This window comes from Pseudobutyrivibrio sp. OR37 (genome assembly GCF_900113655.1).
In the GTDB taxonomy this organism is placed as follows: Bacteria; Bacillota; Clostridia; order Lachnospirales; family Lachnospiraceae; genus Pseudobutyrivibrio.
In genome coordinates this window covers 186,551-208,786 of record NZ_FOQF01000001.1, presented here as the reverse complement: position 1 = coordinate 208,786, position 22,236 = coordinate 186,551, and the positions used below count along the sequence as shown (strand labels likewise).

The following is a 22,236-nucleotide window of genomic DNA, read 5'->3' as shown; positions in this document are numbered from 1 at the left end:
AATAAAAAAATAAAAGATTTGCTCATATAGGAGGGTGAAAAAATGGTAACAAACGCAAAGGTAACAGTTGATGATGTAAAGAAGTCAGCTGCAACAGCTGCTAGTACAGTTAAGACAGCCGCAGCGAATGCTACAGTAGCTACAAAGAAAGCTGTTGAAGAAGTTAAGAAGGAAGCAGCAGTAGCTTCTAAGAAAGCAACAGCAGCTAAGGCAACGGCTACAAAGACAGCAACAGCAGCTAAGAAGACAGCTACAAAGACAGTTAAGAAGGCTCAGGCAAAAGCTAAGAAGACAGTTGCTACAACAGCTGTAATCCAGTACCAGGGCAGAGAGTTTTCTGAGGCAGATTGCTTAAAGAAGGCACAGGCTCAGTTCAAGAAGGATTACAAGAAAGAGGCTCTTGAGGAGATTAACATCTACATCAAGCCAGAGGAGAACAAAATTTATTATGTAGCAAACAAAGACCGTGTTGGTTCTGTAGATCTTTAATTTTTTATTTTGTGTTGGAACGTAACAAGCTGTATCGTATATACGATACAGCTTGTTTTTTTAGTTCTCTTTAATTTCAAATGAATAATCTTCAAGGTTTGCAATAAGTTTAATTGCGTGACCATCTTTTTCCCAACCAAGTGTGAGATTAGTTCCATCAGAATTTGCAGTAAAGTTTGAATCAAATCCAAATGCTGGATGAGTATTTCTAAGACGAAGTAATTCTAACTGCTTCTTTACAACATCCTTCTTAAGTGACTCTTCGATGTCAGCCATTGAAAGGTTGGTTCTGTTAATTTCCTTGTGACCACCTTCACCGGCACGCTTAACTGCTTCGTGATCATTCTTACCAACGAATAAATCTAAATACCAAACCTGAGGCTTACCTGGCATGAACATTTGAATAGCTCTTGCAAGAAGCATCTTTTTATCATCCTCACCAAGTGCGCTGTAGTATGTTGCGTTAACCTGATAGTACATATTCTTGGCACCGTGAAGATCCTTTACGTAACCACCACGACCTACGATTGTATCAATTAAATCTTGAATATCGTTTTCAGGAAGCATTCCCTTTAAATCTAGAAGAGGTATACCATCATGGCAACCTAACATATTTACAACTCTGATGTTTTTATCTACAAGCTCCTTAGCCCACTTAACAAGTAAATCAGCTGACTGACGCTCTAATGTGTAGATAAGTAATCCTGGAAGGAAGAAGTCGTAAGTCATATATCCCTTTGAAGCTATTGTTTCATAGTTTCCTTCTCCATAGCTTGCATGAATTTCTGGAAGTAAAGAAAGGTTATATTTATCAGCAAGCTGCTTAACCTTCTCAAGTACATCCCATGTATCAGGCTCGTTTAAGAAATTCTTCTTTCCTGGTTCCTTTGGTGCATAAGCAAATGCATCAAGACGAACAATTTTTGCACCGTAGTTAGAAAGTGTTTTAAGAGTATTGTCATAGTGCTCCCAAACTAAATCAGATTTTATATTTAAATCCATCTGACCTAAGTAACGTCTGTTAGATTCAAGATAATCTACAATAACATCCTTGTATTTTGAAAGCTCTTTGAAATCAATATCCTTTGGAGCTACCTTTGCATCTATTGCATCAGAAATAATGTGTGAAAGCTTAACAGCAGTAGAGTACTGCACCTCAGCAACATCCATTAAATCCATTACATCAGGCTTAAGGTAACGTACCTCCTGATAGAAGGTATTCCAGTAAGGAACATCCTTGCCATCTGGCATACGAACCATAAGAATTGGAAGACCAGGCTTTCTGAAAAACATATCCTTGATATATTTTTCATCTGGCTGAATGTAACCACCCTCTGTCATTTCGCCATAGCCATCCCAGAACTTATTCCAGTTGATAAAGAAATCAGCGTATTTAGATTTTTCACCGTTCTTAATTAAATCCTGGAATTGAGGAGAAAGAACAGAAGCGTGGTTTAATATGAAGTCAAGCTTTAAATCAATTCCTAAATCCTCAAGGTGAGATAAATCATCAGAGGCTACAAGCTCCTTATTAAGACCGTAGTCTATTACAGAAAAACCTCTGTCTAAATCTGTATTATAGATACTTGGCAAAATGTAGAAGGACTGGAATGTATCCTTAAATTCTGGCTTGCTAAGTACAGAAATAATATCAGAAAGATTTGCGCCCATGCTATCAGGATAAGCATTAAGCATAGGTCCGTTATCGGTACGTGTGTTACTCATTTGAAAAACTCCTTTATAATTAGTCCATTAATTGTTTAAATGTATCAAAGTCGATTAACTCACCAGCTTTTGTGATGATGATTTTAGCCTTGTGAGCCTGCTCCTTTAACTTGTTCTGCTCAATCTCAAGTACCATCATAGTAAATGGTGCATCTAATTTGCCATCACGGTTACGTGAGCGTCTGTGCTCTAATGTTTCAGCAGGAGTACTGTTAAGAAGAACAGGGATGTTTACGTTGTTAAGGTTGTCGCTGTTACCGTGTGTCCACTCAAGGATAAGCACAGATGTCTCAGACATATCAACCTCATCATACCAAAGTGTAGCCTCATCACGACCCATTCTCTTAAGCCAAAGCTTATCAGCACCATTTAAGAATGCATCAAGAATAGTATCAACCTCGCCAAAGTCAATTTCAGAATTTGTTCCAAGGTAGTTTGTTAAAGCTGTTTTACCACCATTAAGGTAGTGTTCAAACCAGTCATACTCATTTACATGTGCAGCGTTTGCATCATCTTCATCCTTCTGAAGCTTAGATATTGTCTCGAATACCTTTGCATCGCAGATACCAGCATCTGCAAGTGCACGCATACCACCTTCTCTAAAAGTATGTAGACGTTCTGCATCATTGTACATAGGAATACGGTGAGGGTAGTTGTCACCACTCATTGTGTAGCTCTTAACACCAGCCTTTGTAAGCATATATGAAAGGATAGAAGCAATTTCGCTTTTTCCAACGCCTGAACCACCACATACACATACAGTTGCACGATGATATGGGTTTGCGCTTGCAGCCTTTTGAATTTCCTTTACAAGCTCAGGGAAAATTGTACGAGCCTTTTCAATGTGAGACTCACCAATTTCAATCTTGTCACCAGGCATATCTCCATTTGGGATATCAGCTGGGATATCAAGAGAGCAAATTGAATCAACCTGCTCTGTAAGCTTTTCGATTCTTGCTAAATCAATAGATACTGTTTCATAATTCTTGTTCATAACCTTACCTCTTTTGTGAAAATGATATAAAAATATATGTGTAACTTTGTAAACATGCGCATTATTGACAACTTATGCGCATAAGTGATATATTGACATCACAATACAATACAATTCAAATTTTGTAAAGAGGTTTTTTAATGATAACTATTAAAGAGATAGCTCAAAGGCTCAATATGTCTACAACTACGGTATCTAACGTAATTCATGGAAAAGAAGGGGAAGTCTCTGAGGAAACTAGAAAAAAAGTGCAGGAATTTTTAAATGAGGTTGATTATGTTCCAAACATCAACGCCAGAAATCTTGCACAAAATGAATCTAAGATAATCGGACTAGCCCTTAAGGCCAGAGTAGATAAATATGAGAATCTTATTATGGACCCATTCGTATCAGAGCTTATCGGTGGTATAGAAGAGACAATCAGAAACGCCGGATACTTCATGATGCTTTATATTTCAAGGGATACAGAGAAGATTATGAGACATGTTTCTACATGGAATGTTGATGGTCTTATTCTATTTGGTATGTTGGATGATGACGGAGTGCGTGTCAGTGAAAAGTACAAAAAGCCTATCGTATGTATAGATACATACAGTATGGAAGGCTTGAAGCATTTCACTAATGTAGGTCTTGATGACTTAGGTGGAACCTATGAAATGGTTAAATATATGATTTCCTGCGGTCACAGGAAAATAGCATTCCTTTCAGATAATACAAACGGTGTAGATTTAGCCAGATTCCAGGGCTACATTAAGGCTTTAAAAGAAGCTGGCATACAGTTTGAGCAGGAGGATTTCTTAAAAATCAGACCTGCAAGTGCTGAAATTGAAGAAAGTTTGGATGAGATATGCATTAAGGCTATGAATTATACAGCGATTATGTGCGTATCAGATCTTTATGCCGTTACATTAATGTCTGCATTAACAGACAGAGGAATCAGAGTGCCAGAGGGAATTTCTATAGCTGGCTTTGATGATAATATGCTAGGAAGCTTATACCGTCCAGCCCTTACAACTGTTCATCAGGATGTTAAAAATAAGGGTATTATTGCAGCTGAAACACTGCTTAAAAAGGTGGCTGGAGAGGAGACAGCAGCCCAGATTACACTGCCTACAAAGCTTGTAATTAGGGACACTGTGACAAAGCCTAGAAGGCTTCCACTTTACAATGGTTCAAAAAATTAAAAATGGTACTTGACCAATCATAACTGTTATGGTATGTTTTAGTTACAACAAACTTATGCGCAAAAGTTGAACGGAATAGAGATGTCGGATTGTACAATATGCACAACAAAACGTCTCAATATTCTACACAAAAAGAAAACGTTTTAACGTATTAGGAGGGAATATTAAAATGAAGAAGAAGTTACTTTCTACTCTATTAGTTGGTGCTATGGCAGCAAGCCTTGTAGCTTGTGGACAGCCTAACACAGATCAAGCTAATACAAACACAGCAGATGGTACTGCAACAACAGAAGGTTCATCAGTTAGACTTCTTAATGGTAAGCCAGAGATTGATGCTCAGCTTCAGGATTTAGCAAAGCTTTACAACGAGGAGACAGGCAACACACTTGTAGTTGAGACAATTGGTGGCGACACAAACGCAGCAGACGAATTAAAGAAAATGTATCAGGCAGACAACATGCCAGATATCTTCGTAATCGAAGCAAACCAGGCTGATACTTGGGACGGAATGCTTGCAGATCTTTCTGGTTCTGCTTGGACAGACAAGACTGAGTTCGAGCTTGAAAACGATAAAATGGGAACAATCGGTTTCCCTTACACAGTTGAGGCAACAGCACTTGGCTACAACGCAGACGTTCTTGAGGCAGCAGGCATCGATCCTTCAACACTTACAAGCCCAGCAGCTTATAAGGAAGCTTTCGAAACACTGGACAGCAAGAAGGATGAGCTTGGAATCAAGGCAGTTCTTGGTTGGTGTGCAGAGCCAGCTAACTTAGGTTGGAGTTCAGGTACACACGTATTTGGTCAGTACTTAGATGCAGGTCTTAAGGCTGATGATACAACATACATCGACCTTTTAAATGACGGTGGACAAATTGATAAGGACAGAATGAAGCACTTTGCTGAGTTCATCGGAATGATGAATGAGTACTCTGATCCTGAACTTTTAGTAGATGGTACATATGATGCACAGGTTGCTGGATTTACAGCTGGTGACTATGCATTCATCACACAGGGTAACTGGTGTGTAACATCACCTGATGATGTTGACTTTGAATGTGGATTTGCTCCATATGCATTCGAAGATGGTATTGACACAATCATCGCTGGACCACCAAGCTACTGGGTAGCATACAATGATGGTAATGTTGATGGCGCAAAGGAATTCTTTGACTGGTGCTCAGGTGACTCTGCTCAGAACATCTTAGTAAATGATGCAGGTCTTGTTTCACCATTTGATGATTGCCAGTATGAGGCAGTTAACCCATTCTATAAGAGCATGAAGAGCTATATCGATGCTGGTAAGTTCAGCGGATGGCACACAATGCTTAAGAAGGATGGTCTTCAGAATGTTACTTGCCAGGTATTTGCAGATTATGCACAGGGCAAACTTGACGCTGATAGTTTCGTATCTACAATTGAAAGCGTAATTAAGGATTACTACGCAAACTAATTGAGGTATTATTTAGGGGCAGGGCGTTTTAGCACTGCCTCTATTCTTTTAAAGAGACATACGAAAGGGGAAAATTATGGGCGAGTTCTCGGCAACTAGAAAAATCTCATCATTCGGCTGCATGATTGCAGGTATCGTGCTTATGCTGATGGGCCTATATTTAGCTATATCAAAAACAGATGCTCTCGGAATTCGAGGAATGTTACTAATTATTGGGTGTGTTGTATTTTTTGTTGGATTATATTTCTTCCCAACATTAAAGCATCACAGAGGTATTATTAATTTTATGTTTTTGTTCCCATTGCTATTTGCATTTGCGGTAACAGTAATCATCCCACTTATTCTTGGTGTAGGATATTCATTTACAGATTGGGATGGTATTAGAATCAGAAATGTTGTTGGTCTTGAAAATTACATTAGAATGTTCAAGCAGCCACAGTTTATCTGGTCAATTTTAGTCACATTTTTATTCGTAGTATTCAACATTATTTTAGTTAATTTAGTAGCTTTTATGTTAGCTCTTCTTTGCACATCTAGGCTTAAGGGCTTAGGCTTCTTTAGAGCAGCATATTTCTTACCAAACCTTATTGGTGGTATCGTATTAGGTTATATTTGGCAGTTCATTTTCTCAAATGTTGTTACCAAATTTACCACAGCTTTATTTGATTCCAGATATTCAATGCTATCTGAAACAAGAACAGCATTTATTGGAATCATCATTGTTTACATTTGGCAGTACGCAGGTTATATAATGCTTATTTATATTACAGGTCTTAATACGGTGCCAGGAGATGTTATCGAAGCATCATCTATCGATGGAGCAACACCTATCCAGACACTTTTCCAGATTAAGATCCCTATGATTGCACCAACAATCACAATCTGTACATTCTTAACACTTACTAGTGCATTCAAACAGTTCGATGTTAACCTTGCATTAACAAATGGTACAGGCTCTGTTTCAAGCTTCCTTGGAAGCTACCTTACAAAGGGTACTCAGATGCTTGCTCTTAACATTTATGACACTGCAGTTATTAACAACGAATATGCATTTGGTGAAGCAAAGGCCGTATTATTCTTCATCATCCTTGCATTTGTATCTATCGTACAGGTACGTATGTCTAACAAGAAGGAGGTAGAGCTATAATGAAAATTAAAGAGAAGACCTCCAGGGTTGTTATAAAGACAGTAGTAGCACTGCTTGTTGCAGTATACGTATTGTTCCCATTTTTCCTTGTTGTGATTAACTCATGCAAAACAACAAACGACATCACAGCAAACCCAATTGGATTAAATGGTGTATCTATTTCAAACTTAATTACTAACTTATCAGATGTAATTAACAATACACACTTTATGTTCTGGTCAGCATTTGGTTGCTCAGTAATCATCACAGTATTATCTTTAGTGCTTTTAGCTTTACTTGGAGCTATGGCTGCTTGGGTAATCTGCCGTAACAAGACAAAGTGGTCAGTAGTTATTTACTTTACATTTATTGCATCAATGATTATTCCTTTCCAGGTAGTTATGCTTCCACTTATCTCTACATTCAGAGATGTAGGAAAGTTCATTGGTATCTCAATGCTTCAGTCAATTCCTGGTATCATTTTTGCTTACCTTGGATTCGGCGGCGCTATGACAGTATTTATTCTTAATGGTTTCATTAAGGGTATTCCAATGGAGCTTGAAGAGGCAGCTTCAATCGATGGATGTTCACCAGAGCAGACTTTCTTCATCGTAATTTTGCCACTTCTTAAGCCAGTTATTACAACAGTAACTATCTTAAATGGTATGTGGATCTGGAACGATTACCTTCTTCCATCAATGATGCTTGGACAGAATGGTGTAGTAAAGACATTACCAGTTGCAGTACAGGCATTCGTAGGTTCTTACGTTAAGCAGTGGAACTTGATTTTGGCAGCTGCTTTACTTGCAATTGTTCCTATTCTTATCTTATTCTTCATCGCTCAGAAGCAGATTATGGAAGGTATGATAGAAGGCGCTGTAAAGGGTTAGTATTAGTACATATAGCCGAGAATTTCATAAAGAATGAACATTATTAGCACTCATTGCGAATGAGTGCTAATTTTTTATTGACTTTGGGTTTTTGTAGTATTATCATACTCATTAGTAAGACAAGTGCTGTAATTAACAGCACTTAAGATATAGAAGGAGTGAGGAAAATGAGTAACAAAAAAGGTAGTTTATCAATTACAAGTGAAAATATTTTTCCAGTGATAAAGAAGTGGTTATATTCTGATCACGACATTTTTTATAGAGAGCTTATCTCAAATGGTTGCGATGCTATCACAAAGCTTAAAAAGCTTGATATGATGGGAGAGTATTCACTTCCACTTGACTATAAGGCAAAGATTCAGGTTATCGTTAGCCCAGAGGACAAGACTCTTATATTTATTGATAATGGTCTTGGTATGACATCAGAAGAGGTTGATGAGTACATTAATCAGATTGCATTCTCAGGTGCAACAGATTTCCTTGAGAAGTATAAGGATAAGGCAGATAGTGATCAGATTATCGGACACTTCGGCCTAGGTTTCTATTCAGCATTCATGGTAGCTGATGAGGTTCACATCGATACACTTTCATATAAGGATGGCGCTACAGCAGTTCACTGGGAGTGCGATGGCGGCACAGAATTTGAAATGGGCGATGGTGATTGGGACCAGGTAGGTACAAAAATCACATTGTTCTTAAATGAGGATTGTCTTGAATTTGCTAATGAATACAGAGCACGTGAAGTAATCGAAAAGTACTGCTCATTCATGCCTACAGAAATCTTCCTTTCAAAGAAGGATGCTCCTGAAGAATACGAGACAATCGATGCTGCTGATAAGCGTGATACAGATAAGGTTATCGAAGAGATTCATGAGGATGCTAAATTCGAAGAGAAGGAAAAGGAAGATGGTACTAAGGAGCAGGTAGAGGTTTCACCTGCAAAGGACAAGCTTAAGATTGTTAAGCGTCCAGTTGCTCTCAATGAGACACATCCACTTTGGACAAAGAATCCTTCAGAGTGTACAGAGGAAGAATACAAGGCATTCTATCGTGACGTATTCCATGATTACAAGGAGCCACTTTTCTGGATTCACCTTAACATGGATTACCCATTCAACCTTAAGGGTATCTTATACTTCCCTAAGATTAATACAGAGTACGATTCAATCGAAGGTACAATCAAGCTTTACAACAACCAGGTATTCATCGCTGATAACATTAAAGAGGTTATCCCAGAGTTCTTAATGCTTCTTAAGGGTGTGATTGATTGTCCAGACCTTCCACTTAACGTATCTCGTTCAGCACTTCAGAATGATGGCTTTGTTACAAAGATTTCTGAGTATATTACAAAGAAGGTGGCTGATAAGCTTACTGGAATGTGCAAGACAGATAAAGAAGCTTACGAGAAATATTGGGATGATATCGCTCCATTCATCAAGTTTGGTTGCTTAAAGGATAACAAGTTCTGCGATAAGATGAACGATTACATCTTATTCAAGGATATTAACGATAAATACATCACACTTCCAGAGCTTCTTGTTAAGGAAGAGGAAAAGGCTACTGATGAAAATGGCGAAAAGGTTGAGGCAGAGGTTGTTGATGAAAACAAATCTGCTGATGAAACAAAGGAGCCAGAGGATAATAGAAAGACAGTTTACTATGTAACTGATATGAATCAGCAGGGCCAGTATGTAAGCATGTTCAAAGAGCAGGGCATGAATGCAGTTATTCTTGATCATGCTATTGATACTTCTTTCATTACTCAGCTAGAGCAGCGTAATGAGAATTACAAGTTCTGTCGTATCGATGCTGATGTTACAGATTCAATGGTTGAAGAGACATCAGAGGATGAGCTTAAGGCTGAGACAGAGACACTTACAGAGGTATTTAGAAAGGCACTTAACAACGAAGGCCTTGAGGTTAAGGTTGAGAAGTTTAAGAATAAAGAGCTTTCTTCAATGCTTACTGTATCAGAGGAGAGCCGTCGTATGCAGGATATGATGAAGATGTACGCTATGGGCGGTATGGATATGGGCATGTTCGGTTCGGCTTCAGAAACATTAGTGCTTAATGCTAATAATGATTTAGTAAATTACATCCTTAACAATAAGGATTCTGAGAATGCTCCTGTATTTGCAGCTCAGCTTTACGATCTTGCTAAGATTGCAAATGCTCCACTTGCTCCAGAAGCAATGGCAGAGTTTATTGCTAGATCAAACAAGATTATGACTCTTCTTGCAAAATAGAAGTAATGTCAGAATAGTTATACAGAAAATCGTGATTTTATACTTGCATAAAAATATAACGGCAGACGGAAGCGTCTGCCGTTTTTTGACTATAAAATAAATTGAGTCTGAATTATCTTAATTTTGTTTCAGTGTGTGATGAATTTGTGAATAAATCATTGAAAAAGTATGAAGAATCCGTTATCATATTTTTTAGAGAATTATGATTATGGGGGGCGGTTATGGCAAATTCTAATACAAAAAAATGGTGGAAGAATGCTATAGTATACCAAATATATCCACGATCATTTTGTGATAGCAATGGGGATGGAATTGGGGACATTCCTGGTATCATTTCTAAACTTCATTATCTTAAGGATTTGGGCGTAGATGTCATCTGGTTAAGCCCTGTTTATCCCAGCCCTAATTATGACAATGGTTATGATATTTCTGATTATAAGGGCATTAATCCTGAATTTGGAACTATGGAGGATATGGAAAAGCTTATCAGTCGTGCTAAAAGACTGGGAATAAAAATCATTATGGATTTGGTTATCAATCACACCTCTGATGAGCATGAATGGTTTAAAAAGGCTTTAGCCGGTGATGAAAAATATAAAGACTACTATTATTTCAGATCTCCTAATGGCCGCAAGGCTCCTAACAACTGGGGTTCCTTCTTTGGAGGAAAGGCCTGGAGCAAAACAGAAAATGGTGAATATTACCTACATCTGTTTAGTAAAAAGCAACCAGATTTGAATTGGCATAACCCACAGGTTTATGAAGAAATTACCGATATCATGCGCTTTTGGCTGGATAAAGGAATAGCAGGCTTTAGATGCGATGTTATCAATATTATATATAAGAAATCCTTGGAAGATGGCAAGAGACGATTTGCTCTTACAGGTAAGGAACATTACCTTAACACAGAAGGCTGCCATGAGTTGATTCAAAGATTCAATTCAGAAGTTTGGAGCAAATACAAAACCTTTATTGTAGGTGAAACCGTATTTGTGACACCTAACGATGCCAAGCTTCTTAGTGATGAAAGCAGAAAAGAGTTAGATGCAATTTTCTTTTTTGAGCACATGGATGTAGATAGCAGAGGAATTAAATGGTTCAAAAAAGCCTATAAACCATGTAAGCTCATTAAGATTTTGGATAAATGGCAGCAGGCCTTGGAGGTTCCTGCCAACTATCTTGAAAATCACGACCAGATACGTTCAGTTAATCATTTTGGAAACACGGGTAGATTTTGGGCAATGAGTGCCAAGCTTTTATGTGGTCTAAATCTTACCCTTAAGGGAGTTCCTTTTATATACGAAGGTGAAGAAATTGGAATGACTAACGGTGATTTCAGAGGCCTTAGAGATTTAAAGGATATTGAATCATCAAGCATAAATCAATCTATGAAGAAGTTGTTGCTGGTTCATTCAATAAGAAGAAAGCTTATTCTTCGCACCACTAGAGACAACGCCCGCACGCCTGTTCAATGGGATTCATCAGAAGGTGCCGGTTTTACCACTGGAACACCTTGGTTAAAAATCAATGCTAATAAAAGCTATATAAATGTAGAAGACGAGAAGGTAGATGAGGAAAGTATACTAAATTTCTATAAGCACATGATAGAATTTAGAAAAAATTCTCAAGCTCTTAACGAAGGCTCCTACCGCAGGGTAGCATCACCAAGTGATGTATACATTTTCACTCGCGAATCCATCGACCAAAGACTCTACATTTATTGCAACCTATCCAGCTACAATAGAGCCGTAGAATTCTATGGAGACAAAATAGTCTTCGGAAACTACAATATAGAAGAAGTAGAAAACAACTTCCTGAAACCCTACGAATTCCGCATCGTAGCATCCAACATATAAAATAGCCTTCCCCCTTTGGGGCTCAAGAGGTCCAGTGGACCTCTGCTCTGAGCCGACCGGAGCGGCAGCGGAGAAGAAGGTGTCTGCGCAGCAGACGGATGAGGGTCAACTATATGAATTCCCTCATCAGTCACCTGCGGTGACAGCTTCTCCCGGAGGGAGAAGCCTTTTTTATGCTTTAGCTAAATTCTTATTTGCTGTAGAAAGCATAAGCTTGATTCGGTTCAGCTGGTTAACTTCAGATGCACCTGGATCGTAGTCGATGGCTACGATGTTTGCTTCTGGATGCTCATGGCGGATGCGTTTGATTACACCCTTACCTACTACGTGGTTAGGTAAGCATCCGAAAGGCTGGATGCATACGATGTTGCTTGCACCAGTTTCGATAAGCTCAAGCATTTCACCTGTAAGGAACCATCCCTCACCAGTCTGGTTACCAATTGATACGATTTCTTTAGCATTTGCTGCAGTATCTGTAATGTATGCTGGAGCAGTGAATCTCTTAGACTTGTTAAATTCATCTCTAGCAGCGCTTCTGAGCCACTCAAAGAACTTAATTCCAAGATTGCACATGAACTTAGTCTTGCGGCTAGCACCAAGGTTTTCTTCCTTAAAGTTTGCATTGTAGAAACTGTAAAGAAGGAAGTCTGTAAGGTCTGGTACAACTGCCTCGGCACCTTCCTGCTCAAGTAATTCAGCAAGCTGATTGTTGGCTGCTGGAAGGAACTTAACAAGGATTTCTCCTACGATACCAACACGTGGCTTCTTAAGTCCTTCTATAATAGGAAGATTATCGAAATCGCGAATCATTTCGCGGCACATTCTCTTGAACTTGCCATGAGAGAGTACCTTTGTGTTTGAAACAAATTCAACAATCTTCTTTCTCCACTTTTCGTGAAGCTCGTCTGTAGAACCAGGAACTGCTTCGTAAGGACGAACGCGGTATACACAGCGAAGTAAAATATCGCCAAATGTAAGAGCGTAAAGTCCGTGCTGGATAAGGCTAGGTGTAAGCTTGAATCCAGGGTTTGGCTCGAAGCCGTTAAGGTTCATTGAAATAACTGGAACATCAGGATAGCCTGCCTTAGCAAGGGCACGTCTGATGAAACCGATGTAGTTGGAAGCACGACATCCACCACCTGTCTGTGAGATGAGAAGAGCAGTACGGCTCATATCAAACTCACCTGAATCGATAGCAGCCATAAGCTGTCCGATTACCATAAGTGAAGGGTAGCATGCATCGTTGTTAACATACTTAAGTCCCACATCTACACATGTACGTGTAGGGATGTTTGGAATCACAAGATTGTAACCAGCTGCGTTAAATGCAGGCTCGATTAAATCAAAGTGGATAGGTGACATCTGTGGGCAGAGGATTGTGTAATTCTTCTTCATTTCCTCTGTAAATACTATACGGTTATAGCTAGCTGGTACGATTTCGCGTTCAGCTTTCTTCTTTTTCTTAACACGAAGTGCAGCAAGAAGAGAACGAACTCTGATACGAGCGGCACCAAGGTTGTTAACCTCATCAATCTTAAGGCAAGTGTAAATCTTACCAGAATGAGTAAGGATATCAGCAACCTGATCAGTTGTAACGGCATCAAGACCGCAACCGAATGAGTTAAGCTGAATTAAATCTAAGTTGTCATGCTTCTTAACATAGTTAGCTGCTGAGTACATACGAGAGTGGAACATCCACTGGTCCATAACGATAAGAGGACGCTCAACCTCACCAAGGTTTGAAATAGAATCCTCAGTAAGTACTGCAATGCCGTAGCTGTTAATAAGCTCTGGAATACCGTGGTTAATCTCAGGGTCTACGTGGTAAGGTCTTCCTGCAAGAACGATACCGTGCTTTCCTGTTTCCTCAAGATACTTGAGAACCTCCTGACCCTTAGCATACATATCATTTCTGAAATGCTCCTGCTCAAGCCAAGCAGCATGTGCGGCAGCCTTAACCTCAGCAGCTGAAATATCGAATTCATCCTTAAATACCTTCTCAAGCTGAGTTGTAAGAATCTCCTCAGAAGAGAATGCCATAAATGGATTAAGGAAACGAACCTTGCCAGTTGTGATTTCGTCTACATTGTTCTTAATGTTTTCAGCATAAGATGTAACGATAGGGCAGTTGTAGTGGTTGTTTGAATCTGGGAACTCATTTCTTTCGTATGGAATACATGGATAGTAAATGAAGTCCACATTGCCTTCGTTAATGAGCCACTGAACATGACCGTGTGCCATCTTGGCTGGGTAGCACTCTGACTCAGATGGGATTGATTCGATACCCATTTCGTAAACCTTACGGTTTGAACGAGGAGAGAGAACTACTCTAAACTTAAGAGCCTTAAAGAATGTAGCCCAGAATGGGTAATTCTCGTAAAGGTTGAGTACACGTGGAATACCAACAGTACCACGAGTAGCTTCTTCCTCTGAAAGAGGCTCATAATCAAATAATCTGTTGTATTTGTATTCGTAAAGGTTAGGGATGTTTTCCTTATTTTTAACACCGCCTGCACCCTTTTCACATCTGTTACCAGTGATGAATGAACGACCGCCAGAGAATCTGTTGATTGTAAGTAAGCAGTGGTTCACGCAACCCTGACAACGAGTAAGCTTTGTATCGAATGTAAGATTGTTAATCTCATCAATGCCAAGTGTAGTAGTGGTAGGATTTTCCTCGTAGCGCTCCTTAGCGATAAGGGCACAACCGAAGGCACCCATGATACCTGCAATATCAGGACGAACTACATTAACACCTGCAACCTTTTCAAGGGAACGAAGAACAGCATCATTGTAGAATGTACCACCCTGAACAACGATGTTCTTACCAAGCTCTGATGCATCAGAAAGCTTGATAACCTTGAAGAGTGCGTTCTTTATTACAGAGTAAGCAAGACCTGAAGAAATATCAGCAACAGATGCGCCTTCCTTCTGTGCCTGCTTAACCTTTGAATTCATAAATACGGTACAACGTGTACCAAGGTCGATTGGGTTCAAAGCAAAAAGTGCTTCCTCGGCAAAATCCTGAACTGTGAAATCAAGTGATTTAGCGAAAGTCTCAATGAAAGAACCACAACCAGAAGAACATGCTTCGTTAAGCTGTACGCTATCAACTACGCCGTTTTTGATGCGGATACATTTCATATCCTGACCACCGATATCGAGGATACAATCTACATCAGGGTCGAAGAATGCTGCAGCATAGTAGTGAGCAATTGTCTCAACCTCGCCATCATCAAGCTGAAGTGCAGCCTTAAGTAAAGCTTCACCGTAACCTGTTGAGCAAGAATGTACGATATGTGTATCCTCAGGCATGATAGAGTAAATCTCTTTAAGTGCCTTAAGTGAAGTAGCTAGTGGGCTACCGTTGTTGCTTGAGTAGAAGGAATAAAGAAGTGTTCCATCATCACCAACAACCGCAAGCTTTGTAGTAGTAGAACCAGCATCGATACCAAGGTAAACATTACCATGATAGTTAGCTAAGTCGCCCTTTTTAACCTCTGCCTTTGCATGTCTGTCCTTGAAGGCTCTGAAATCATCTTCACCATCAAATAATGGCTCAAGTCTGGCAACCTCAAAGTCCATCTTAATTCCTTCAGAAAGCTTGTCGATAAGGTCGTCCATAGGAACGTTGTTTTCTTCCTTTGAATTAAGAGCAGAACCGATAGCTGCAAAAAGATGAGAGTTATCAAGAAGGATAGCGTGCTCATCATCTAATTTAAGTGTACGGATAAATGCTTCTCTAAGCTGATCCAAAAAGTGAAGTGGACCACCAAGGAATGCAACGTGACCGCGGATAGGCTTACCACAAGCAAGACCTGAAATAGTCTGGTTAACAACTGCCTGGAAAATAGAAGCAGACAAATCTTCCTTAGAAGCACCTTCGTTGATAAGAGGCTGAATATCAGTCTTGGCGAAAACACCACAACGGGCAGCTATAGGATAGAGTGCCTTATAATCCTTTGCGTATGTATTAAGACCTGGGGCATCTGTCTGAAGTAAAGAAGCCATCTGGTCGATAAATGAACCTGTACCACCTGCACAGATACCATTCATACGCTGTTCTACATTACCATTCTCAAAATAGATGATTTTGGCATCCTCACCACCAAGCTCGATAGCAACATCTGTTTGAGGAGCATAGTGAGTAAGGGCAGTAGAAACTGCAATAACCTCCTGTACAAATTCCACGCCAAGGTGCTTAGCAAGTGTAAGTCCGCCTGAACCTGTAATCATAGGACGAACCTGAATCTTACCAAGTGATGACTTGGCCTGGGTTAATAAATCGGTGAGAGTTTGCTGGATATTAGCAAAGTGTCTCTGATAATCTGAAAATAAAAGATTGTCATCGTCATCTAAAACTGCAATTTTAACCGTTGTAGAGCCGATATCAATGCCCAGTTTAAATAATTTGTTTTCCATAAAAATCTTTTCTTTCTTATTAAAATGTTTTTAATTCAACATGGGCTATTATAAATGTAGACTCAAAAATATACAATAAACAAAAGCTTAAATCTGTTAAAAAATGAGAAAATATATTTAGATAGAAGTGTTTTATTAAGTGTTTGAGGTGATATTTTTTCTGAGGTTATCCTTGATGGCACGCATAGTTTCAGTCATAAATATTAATTCTTCATGAGAACAATCATTCAATAAATTAGATGCTGTATTTGAATATGTACTAGTGGCATTTTGAAGACTGTCACACAATAAATCATCTACTGTAACACCCAGTGCATTGGCAATATTAACTATAGTAGGTAGACTCAGCTTAGTAGCACCTCGTTCTATATGAGAAATGTTTGAAGGTTCTTGATTTGAGAGTTCAGCTAAAGCCTGTTGTGTAAGCCCCAATTCTTTTCGCAAACGTCTGATTCTAACACCTATAGCATTGTAATCTAGTTCCATACTTACTTACCTCTACGTATTTAATCAAATTTAGTGTATATCTTAAAAGGATTCGTGCGAATAACACAGATATCCTAAAAGGACACAAAATAATATCTATATTGCGAGCTATAGAATGGAGTGATATCATAATTTGTGTCCGAATAGGATATATAGTAATATCGGGTAACAAATTATTGAATAATGGAAAATCATTGGCCTGAATTGAATTAGAGACATTAGTCTAATTATAAAGACAGTATTGAGTGTGATGGGAGAAGAAGTGCAGTGAATGATTCATCTATTAGAAAGTTTTTTTATTTATTATATTGGGCTGGAGTGCTGCTAGGCGGTATTTATATATTTAAATGCGTGATAGGGACGATAAATTACTTTGTTATTATATCTTTAATTGGTGGTTGCATTATTGGAATTATTAAATCACAAAGTCAGGATGATTATCTTAAACAAACAATTGCGCTTAAAACTGATAATAGGGTATTGGTTTATGATTATTTAAGATGTGTTGCTTCTATTATGGTCGTTGCAGTACATAAAATTGGCGCTGATTTAGCAGTTGCTGCTGAAATTCAAGAGAGCAATTTATATAGAAACTTGGATTTTACTCGGCTGCTATGTTGTAGTTGCAACGTGATTTTTGTTATGCTTTCGGGGGCATTATTATTACAATATCGAGATGAGAAAATGATATTCTTTATAAAAAGGAGATTAAGCAAGATAGCAATTCCGCTTATATTATATTTTTATATTTATTATTTATTCTTTTCAGCTGATGGAAATATTGAAAAAGTTTCAATTGGTGTACTTATTGGTAGAATAATTTCAGGAAAAGTTGGAAGCGTACATGCTCTGCATTTCTGGTTTATGTATGTTTTACTATTTTTATATATTCTTTTTTTCTTTTTAAGGTATATGCTAAAAGACATTTCTTATATGTTACTTAGTAAAATGATTATTTTTTTATTCGTACTATCGATTATTGAAATCTGTATACCAATTGAATTAATTGATATAAAAGCTTGGAATCTTCTTGGATGGTGCCTTATCGCAATTATGGGATTTTGGTTTACTAAGGATGAAACACGAAAATATGATAAATTATTTATTATAGCTGGAATAGTTTCGGCTATAGCAATGTGGGTTATATATATTAATGATTCAGACTCCGTATTTATAAGTAGCAATTTTTCAGTTTTACGTTATTTTGTTGCCTGTGGATTATTTGCATTATTATATAATTTACAAAAGCATTTAAAAAATTATTTTTTCATTAGATTTCTAAGCAAGTATAGTTACGGAATGATTTTAATTCATCACATATGCATAGGTATAATTACACCCAAATTGGCACCGTTTAGTTCACTAACTCATAAAGGGGTAGGTGCTATAATATCTATACTTGGTGTTACTATAGTTTCACTTATAGTAGCTTTTTTTATAGAGAATACATTTGTGGCTTTTTATAATGGCATTTTTGATGTTTCATTAGTGAGAAAGATTAAAAAATCTAAATAAAGTAAGAGGTCATTTTTAATATTTTTGCTAGATTTTGAGCTGTTGTAAATTGTAAAATTTCCCTCTTTACAAATTGGAATACATGTTGTAATATTTCATAGTAATTGAGCGTTTATTTTTTTGGAGGAATTCCTTCAAAAAAAAAACGCTTTTTCTATTTTCAGGAGGAAATATGTCACATTTATCTTAATTAAGATTTCTATTAATGATGTAATCCAATGAATAATAAAAATTAAGGAGTGTAAAATGACAAAGCATGTATTTGTAACTGGTGGTGTAGTATCAGGCCTAGGTAAGGGTATCACAGCAGCATCTTTAGGACGTTTATTAAAGATGAGAGGTTATAAGGTAGCTTCACAGAAGCTTGATCCTTATATGAATGTTGACCCAGGAACAATGAGCCCATATCAGCATGGAGAGGTATTCGTTACTGATGATGGAGCCGAGACAGACCTTGACTTGGGACACTACGAGAGATTCATCGATGAGAGTCTAAACAAATATTCTAACCTTACTTCTGGTAAGGTATATTGGAACGTTCTTAACCGTGAAAGAAAGGGCGAATATCTTGGACAGACAGTTCAGGTTATTCCTCATATCACAGAAGAAATCAAGCGCTTCATCTATATGGGTGCTGAAACATCTGATTGTGATGTTCTTATCACAGAAATCGGTGGAACAACTGGAGATATCGAGTCTCAGCCATTCCTTGAGGCTATTCGTCAGGTTTCGCTTGAAAAGGGACGTGAGAATTGCTTGTTCATTCACGTAACACTTGTACCTTGGCTTTCTGGTTCAGAAGAACACAAGTCAAAGCCAACACAGCATTCTGTTAAGGAGCTTCAGTCACTTGGTATTGCTCCTAATATCATTGTATGCCGTGTAGACCATCCACTTGAGCAGTCTATCAAGGATAAGATTTCATTATTCTGTAATGTTAAGAAGGACTGCGTAATCGAAAACGACACACTTGATTGCCTTTACGAGGCTCCACTTATGATGCATAAGTATGGATTAGATGATGTTGTTTGCCGTGAGCTTGGTCTTGATAATCCTGCTCCAAAGATTGAAGAGTGGGAGAAGATGGTTGATACTATCAAGGGCCTTAAGAAGACTACTAGAATTGCAATCGTAGGTAAGTATGTTGCACTTCATGATGCATACCTTTCAGTTCGTGAGGCACTTTACCACGGCGGTTATGCAAACGATGCTCACGTTGAAATTGAATGGGTTGATTCAGAAGAAATCACAAAAGATAATGTTAAAGAAAAGCTTGGAATGTGCGATGGTATCCTAGTTCCAGGTGGTTTCGGTGATAGAGGTGTAGAAGGAAAGATTGTCGCTTGTCAGTTTGCTCGTGACAATGATATTCCATACCTTGGTATCTGCCTTGGTATGCAGGTTGCTGCAATTGAATTTGCACGTAACGTTTGCGGACTTGAGGATGCAAATTCAAGAGAGTTCAACAGCACAGGTAAGCATTGTGTAATCGACCTTATGGAAGAGCAGATGGCTGTTCTTAGAAAGGGTGGTACAATGCGTCTTGGAGCATACCCATGTGCAGTTCGCAAGGACACAAAGCTTTTTGAAGCTTATGGAAGTGAAAACATTTCAGAACGTCATAGACATAGATTCGAGTTTAACAATTCATATAGAGAGCTTATGACAGAGAAGGGTCTTACAATTTCTGGAACATCACCTAACGATGAGGTTGTTGAAGCTATCGAGGTTTCATCAAATAAGTTCCATGTTGGTGTACAGTTCCATCCAGAATTTAAGAGCCGTCCAAATAAGCCACATCCATTATTCTCAGCATTTATTAAAGCAAGCCTTAAATAATAAGCCTTCCCCCATTGGGGGAAGGTGCCCCGAAGGGGCGGATGAGGGCAATATATCCCCCAAGCAGCGGCTGGGGTCCTAAAACAGTTTCTAATTATAAAAATTAGATATAAATTTAAGATTTGCCTGCAATAAACAGGCGGACCAGGAGGAGAATTTAATATGTTAGAGAAAAGATTCAAACTTAGCGCTAACAACACCACAGTGAAGACAGAGATCATCGCTGGACTCACAACATTCATGACAATGGCATACATCATTGCCTTAAATCCAAACTTGCTTACCAACTACGGTGCAGGCGGACAGGAGCTTTGGAACGGCGTATTCCTTGCTACCTGCCTTTCATCAGCAGTTGCAATGTTTGTTATGGCATTTCTTGCTAACAAGCCATTTTGTTTGGCACCAGGTATGGGACTTAACTCATTCATGGCTATCGTAATTGGTAACCTTGTTGCAATGACAGGCATGGGATATGTTGAATCATTCCAGGCAATGCTTTGCATCATCCTTATCGAAGGTTTAGTATTCCTTGTTCTTTCACTTTTAGGTATTCGTGACAAGATCGTAGATGCTATTCCACTTGGAATCAGACTTGGTATTTCACCAGCAATCGGTCTTATGCTTCTTAACATTGGCTTTGGCTCAAATGTTTACATTGCAGATTCAAACTTCAATCAGTTCTTTGTAATGAAGGATTTCTTTGGAGCACTTACAGCAGGATATGCTAAGCAGACTATGACAGATGCTTATCCAATGATGGTGCTTTCAGCAGTTACTATGTTTGTAGGTCTTTTCATTATCGTTGTTCTTGCATCAAAGGGAATTAAGGGTGCAGTTATTATCGGTATGCTTGCAGCTTCGGTAATTTACTGGATTGGCGATGCAGCATTCCTTGGAAACAATCCATTTGCTTCACTTGCTACAGCATCATTTGTTCCTGCATTTGGTGACATGGCATCAACAACATTATTCAAGTTCAACTTTGCAGGACTTGCTCAGATGGGTTGGTTCACAGCAATCACACTTGTTATTACATTCTGCGTTATTGATATGTTTGATACAATCGGCACACTTGTTGGTACTGCATCACGTGCAGGCATGGTTGACCGTGAGGGTAATATGCCAAACATGAAGGAAGCACTTCTTTCAGATTCAATTGGTACAATCGTAGGTTCATGCACAGGTACATCTACAGTTACAACATTCATTGAATCTGCATCAGGTGTTGAGGCTGGTGGACGCACAGGTCTTACAGCACTTACATGCGGTATTGCATTCCTTGTTTGCATTTTCCTTGCACCTATCGCTGCAATCATTCCAGCAGCAGCTACATCAGCAGCACTTATCTATGTTGGTGTGCTTATGATGACAGGTCTTAAGAAGGTAAACTTTGATGATCTTTCAGTTTGTGTACCAGTTACAATCATGCTTATCGCTATGCCAATCTCTGGCTCAATCGGACACGGCATCGGTCTTGCAATGATTTCATACACAATTATTAAGGTATTTACAGGTAAGGCTAAGGAAGTTTCAGCACTTACTTATGTAATTTCAGTATTATTCTTAATCAAGTTCTTCTTGGCAGTATAAGAGGATAAAATAGGAACAGCTGCAATACAATTCGTATTGCGGCTGTTTTTTTTCAGAAAATAATTGTTGACAACACATTAAGTAAATGGTATATTTACCTCAACACAATAAAGTATTAAACCGATGAGGGAGAGGAGTACCTCTTCGTGATTCATTAGAGAGAGCCGCGATGGTGGGATGCGGTATGATAGCGATTTGGGAATGGACTCCTGAGGGCGTGAGGAAATGATTAAAATCAAAGTATTGCACGACGTAAGGCTTACGTTAGTAGTCAGGGATATGATGGTATCCTGTTAAGAGCATGGGTTTAGCCTATGAATTCAAGGTGGCACCGCGGATTAGATTATTCGTCCTTGATAGAAACTAGAAACTGGTTTCTATCAAGGACTTTTTTTATACAAAAGTATGATAGAAACCCTCA

At 38.6% G+C, this 22,236-nt stretch carries 14 protein-coding genes and 1 other annotated feature; of the genes, 10 read left to right on the top strand and 4 right to left on the bottom strand.

Annotated features, from left to right (window positions below):
• Positions 1–42 precede the first annotated feature (42 nt).
• Positions 43–489, top strand: a complete 447-nt coding sequence (locus BM097_RS00850) for a DUF6465 family protein (protein WP_090544963.1) — start codon at positions 43–45, stop codon at positions 487–489.
• A 60-nt stretch (positions 490–549) separates the two neighbouring features.
• On the opposite strand, the gene BM097_RS00845 is transcribed toward BM097_RS00850, so the two are convergent.
• Positions 550–2,214, bottom strand: coding sequence for an alpha-amylase family protein (locus tag BM097_RS00845; protein WP_090544961.1), 1,665 nt, complete (start codon positions 2,212–2,214; stop codon positions 550–552).
• Positions 2,215–2,233: 19 nt separating this feature from the next.
• Positions 2,234–3,208 (bottom strand): adenylyl-sulfate kinase, encoded by a 975-nt coding sequence (locus tag BM097_RS00840; RefSeq protein WP_143084934.1) that lies wholly within the window; start codon positions 3,206–3,208, stop codon positions 2,234–2,236.
• A 140-nt stretch (positions 3,209–3,348) separates the two neighbouring features.
• Here BM097_RS00840 and BM097_RS00835 point away from each other — a divergent pair, with 140 nt between their 5' ends.
• From BM097_RS00835 to BM097_RS00810, 6 genes are all read left to right on the top strand, one after another.
• Entirely contained in the window at positions 3,349–4,392 is a 1,044-nt protein-coding gene (locus BM097_RS00835) for a LacI family DNA-binding transcriptional regulator (RefSeq protein WP_090544958.1), read from the top strand.
• 169 nt (positions 4,393–4,561) lie between these two features.
• Positions 4,562–5,845, top strand: a complete 1,284-nt coding sequence (locus BM097_RS00830) for an ABC transporter substrate-binding protein (protein WP_090544956.1) — start codon at positions 4,562–4,564, stop codon at positions 5,843–5,845.
• A gap of 76 nt (positions 5,846–5,921) precedes the next feature.
• Positions 5,922–6,992: a carbohydrate ABC transporter permease gene (locus BM097_RS00825; RefSeq protein ID WP_090544954.1), complete on the top strand. Its 1,071-nt coding sequence runs from the start codon at positions 5,922–5,924 to the stop codon at positions 6,990–6,992.
• A complete protein-coding gene (locus BM097_RS00820; protein ID WP_090544952.1) occupies positions 6,992–7,861 on the top strand; it encodes a carbohydrate ABC transporter permease in 870 nt (289 codons plus the stop codon). The genes BM097_RS00825 and BM097_RS00820 overlap by 1 nt, the downstream gene beginning before the upstream one ends.
• Before the next feature lie 167 nt (positions 7,862–8,028).
• Complete coding sequence (htpG, locus tag BM097_RS00815) at positions 8,029–10,107, top strand: molecular chaperone HtpG (protein WP_090544950.1); 2,079 nt, start codon at positions 8,029–8,031, stop codon at positions 10,105–10,107.
• Between the two features lie 221 nt (positions 10,108–10,328).
• Positions 10,329–11,963, top strand: a complete 1,635-nt coding sequence (locus tag BM097_RS00810; RefSeq protein WP_090544948.1) for a glycoside hydrolase family 13 protein — start codon at positions 10,329–10,331, stop codon at positions 11,961–11,963.
• Between the two features lie 171 nt (positions 11,964–12,134).
• Here the strand turns inward: BM097_RS00810 and BM097_RS00805 are convergent, their stop codons facing one another.
• A complete protein-coding gene (locus tag BM097_RS00805; protein ID WP_090544945.1) occupies positions 12,135–16,385 on the bottom strand; it encodes a 2-hydroxyacyl-CoA dehydratase in 4,251 nt (1,416 codons plus the stop codon).
• 135 nt (positions 16,386–16,520) lie between these two features.
• Positions 16,521–16,871: a helix-turn-helix domain-containing protein gene (locus BM097_RS00800; RefSeq protein WP_090544943.1), complete on the bottom strand. Its 351-nt coding sequence runs from the start codon at positions 16,869–16,871 to the stop codon at positions 16,521–16,523.
• 267 nt (positions 16,872–17,138) lie between these two features.
• Between BM097_RS00800 and BM097_RS00795 the strand changes: the two genes are divergently transcribed.
• From BM097_RS00795 to BM097_RS00785, 3 genes are all read left to right on the top strand, one after another.
• Positions 17,139–18,386, top strand: a complete 1,248-nt coding sequence (locus BM097_RS00795; protein ID WP_090544941.1) for an acyltransferase — start codon at positions 17,139–17,141, stop codon at positions 18,384–18,386.
• A gap of 246 nt (positions 18,387–18,632) precedes the next feature.
• Positions 18,633–20,225: a CTP synthase gene (locus tag BM097_RS00790; RefSeq protein ID WP_090544939.1), complete on the top strand. Its 1,593-nt coding sequence runs from the start codon at positions 18,633–18,635 to the stop codon at positions 20,223–20,225.
• 162 nt (positions 20,226–20,387) lie between these two features.
• On the top strand, positions 20,388–21,815 hold the full coding sequence (locus BM097_RS00785; protein ID WP_090544937.1) for an NCS2 family permease: 1,428 nt from the start codon (positions 20,388–20,390) through the stop codon (positions 21,813–21,815).
• Between the two features lie 114 nt (positions 21,816–21,929).
• Positions 21,930–22,173 (top strand) — a binding site (T-box leader).
• The last annotated feature ends 63 nt before the right edge of the window (positions 22,174–22,236 follow it).

What these genes read in the sequence shown, in the direction of transcription:
- BM097_RS00825 (WP_090544954.1), top strand. Translation starts at nt 5,922, where the DNA reads ATGGGCGAGTTCTCGGCAACTAGAAAAATCTCATCATTCGGCTGCATG.
- BM097_RS00810 (WP_090544948.1), top strand. Translation starts at nt 10,329, where the DNA reads ATGGCAAATTCTAATACAAAAAAATGGTGGAAGAATGCTATAGTATAC.
- BM097_RS00850 (WP_090544963.1), top strand. Translation starts at nt 43, where the DNA reads ATGGTAACAAACGCAAAGGTAACAGTTGATGATGTAAAGAAGTCAGCT.
- BM097_RS00805 (WP_090544945.1), bottom strand. Translation starts at nt 16,385, where the DNA reads ATGGAAAACAAATTATTTAAACTGGGCATTGATATCGGCTCTACAACG.
- BM097_RS00790 (WP_090544939.1), top strand. Translation starts at nt 18,633, where the DNA reads ATGACAAAGCATGTATTTGTAACTGGTGGTGTAGTATCAGGCCTAGGT.
- BM097_RS00845 (WP_090544961.1), bottom strand. Translation starts at nt 2,214, where the DNA reads ATGAGTAACACACGTACCGATAACGGACCTATGCTTAATGCTTATCCT.
- BM097_RS00785 (WP_090544937.1), top strand. Translation starts at nt 20,388, where the DNA reads ATGTTAGAGAAAAGATTCAAACTTAGCGCTAACAACACCACAGTGAAG.
- BM097_RS00820 (WP_090544952.1), top strand. Translation starts at nt 6,992, where the DNA reads ATGAAAATTAAAGAGAAGACCTCCAGGGTTGTTATAAAGACAGTAGTA.
- BM097_RS00800 (WP_090544943.1), bottom strand. Translation starts at nt 16,871, where the DNA reads ATGGAACTAGATTACAATGCTATAGGTGTTAGAATCAGACGTTTGCGA.
- BM097_RS00840 (WP_143084934.1), bottom strand. Translation starts at nt 3,208, where the DNA reads ATGAACAAGAATTATGAAACAGTATCTATTGATTTAGCAAGAATCGAA.
- BM097_RS00835 (WP_090544958.1), top strand. Translation starts at nt 3,349, where the DNA reads ATGATAACTATTAAAGAGATAGCTCAAAGGCTCAATATGTCTACAACT.
- BM097_RS00830 (WP_090544956.1), top strand. Translation starts at nt 4,562, where the DNA reads ATGAAGAAGAAGTTACTTTCTACTCTATTAGTTGGTGCTATGGCAGCA.
- htpG (WP_090544950.1), top strand. Translation starts at nt 8,029, where the DNA reads ATGAGTAACAAAAAAGGTAGTTTATCAATTACAAGTGAAAATATTTTT.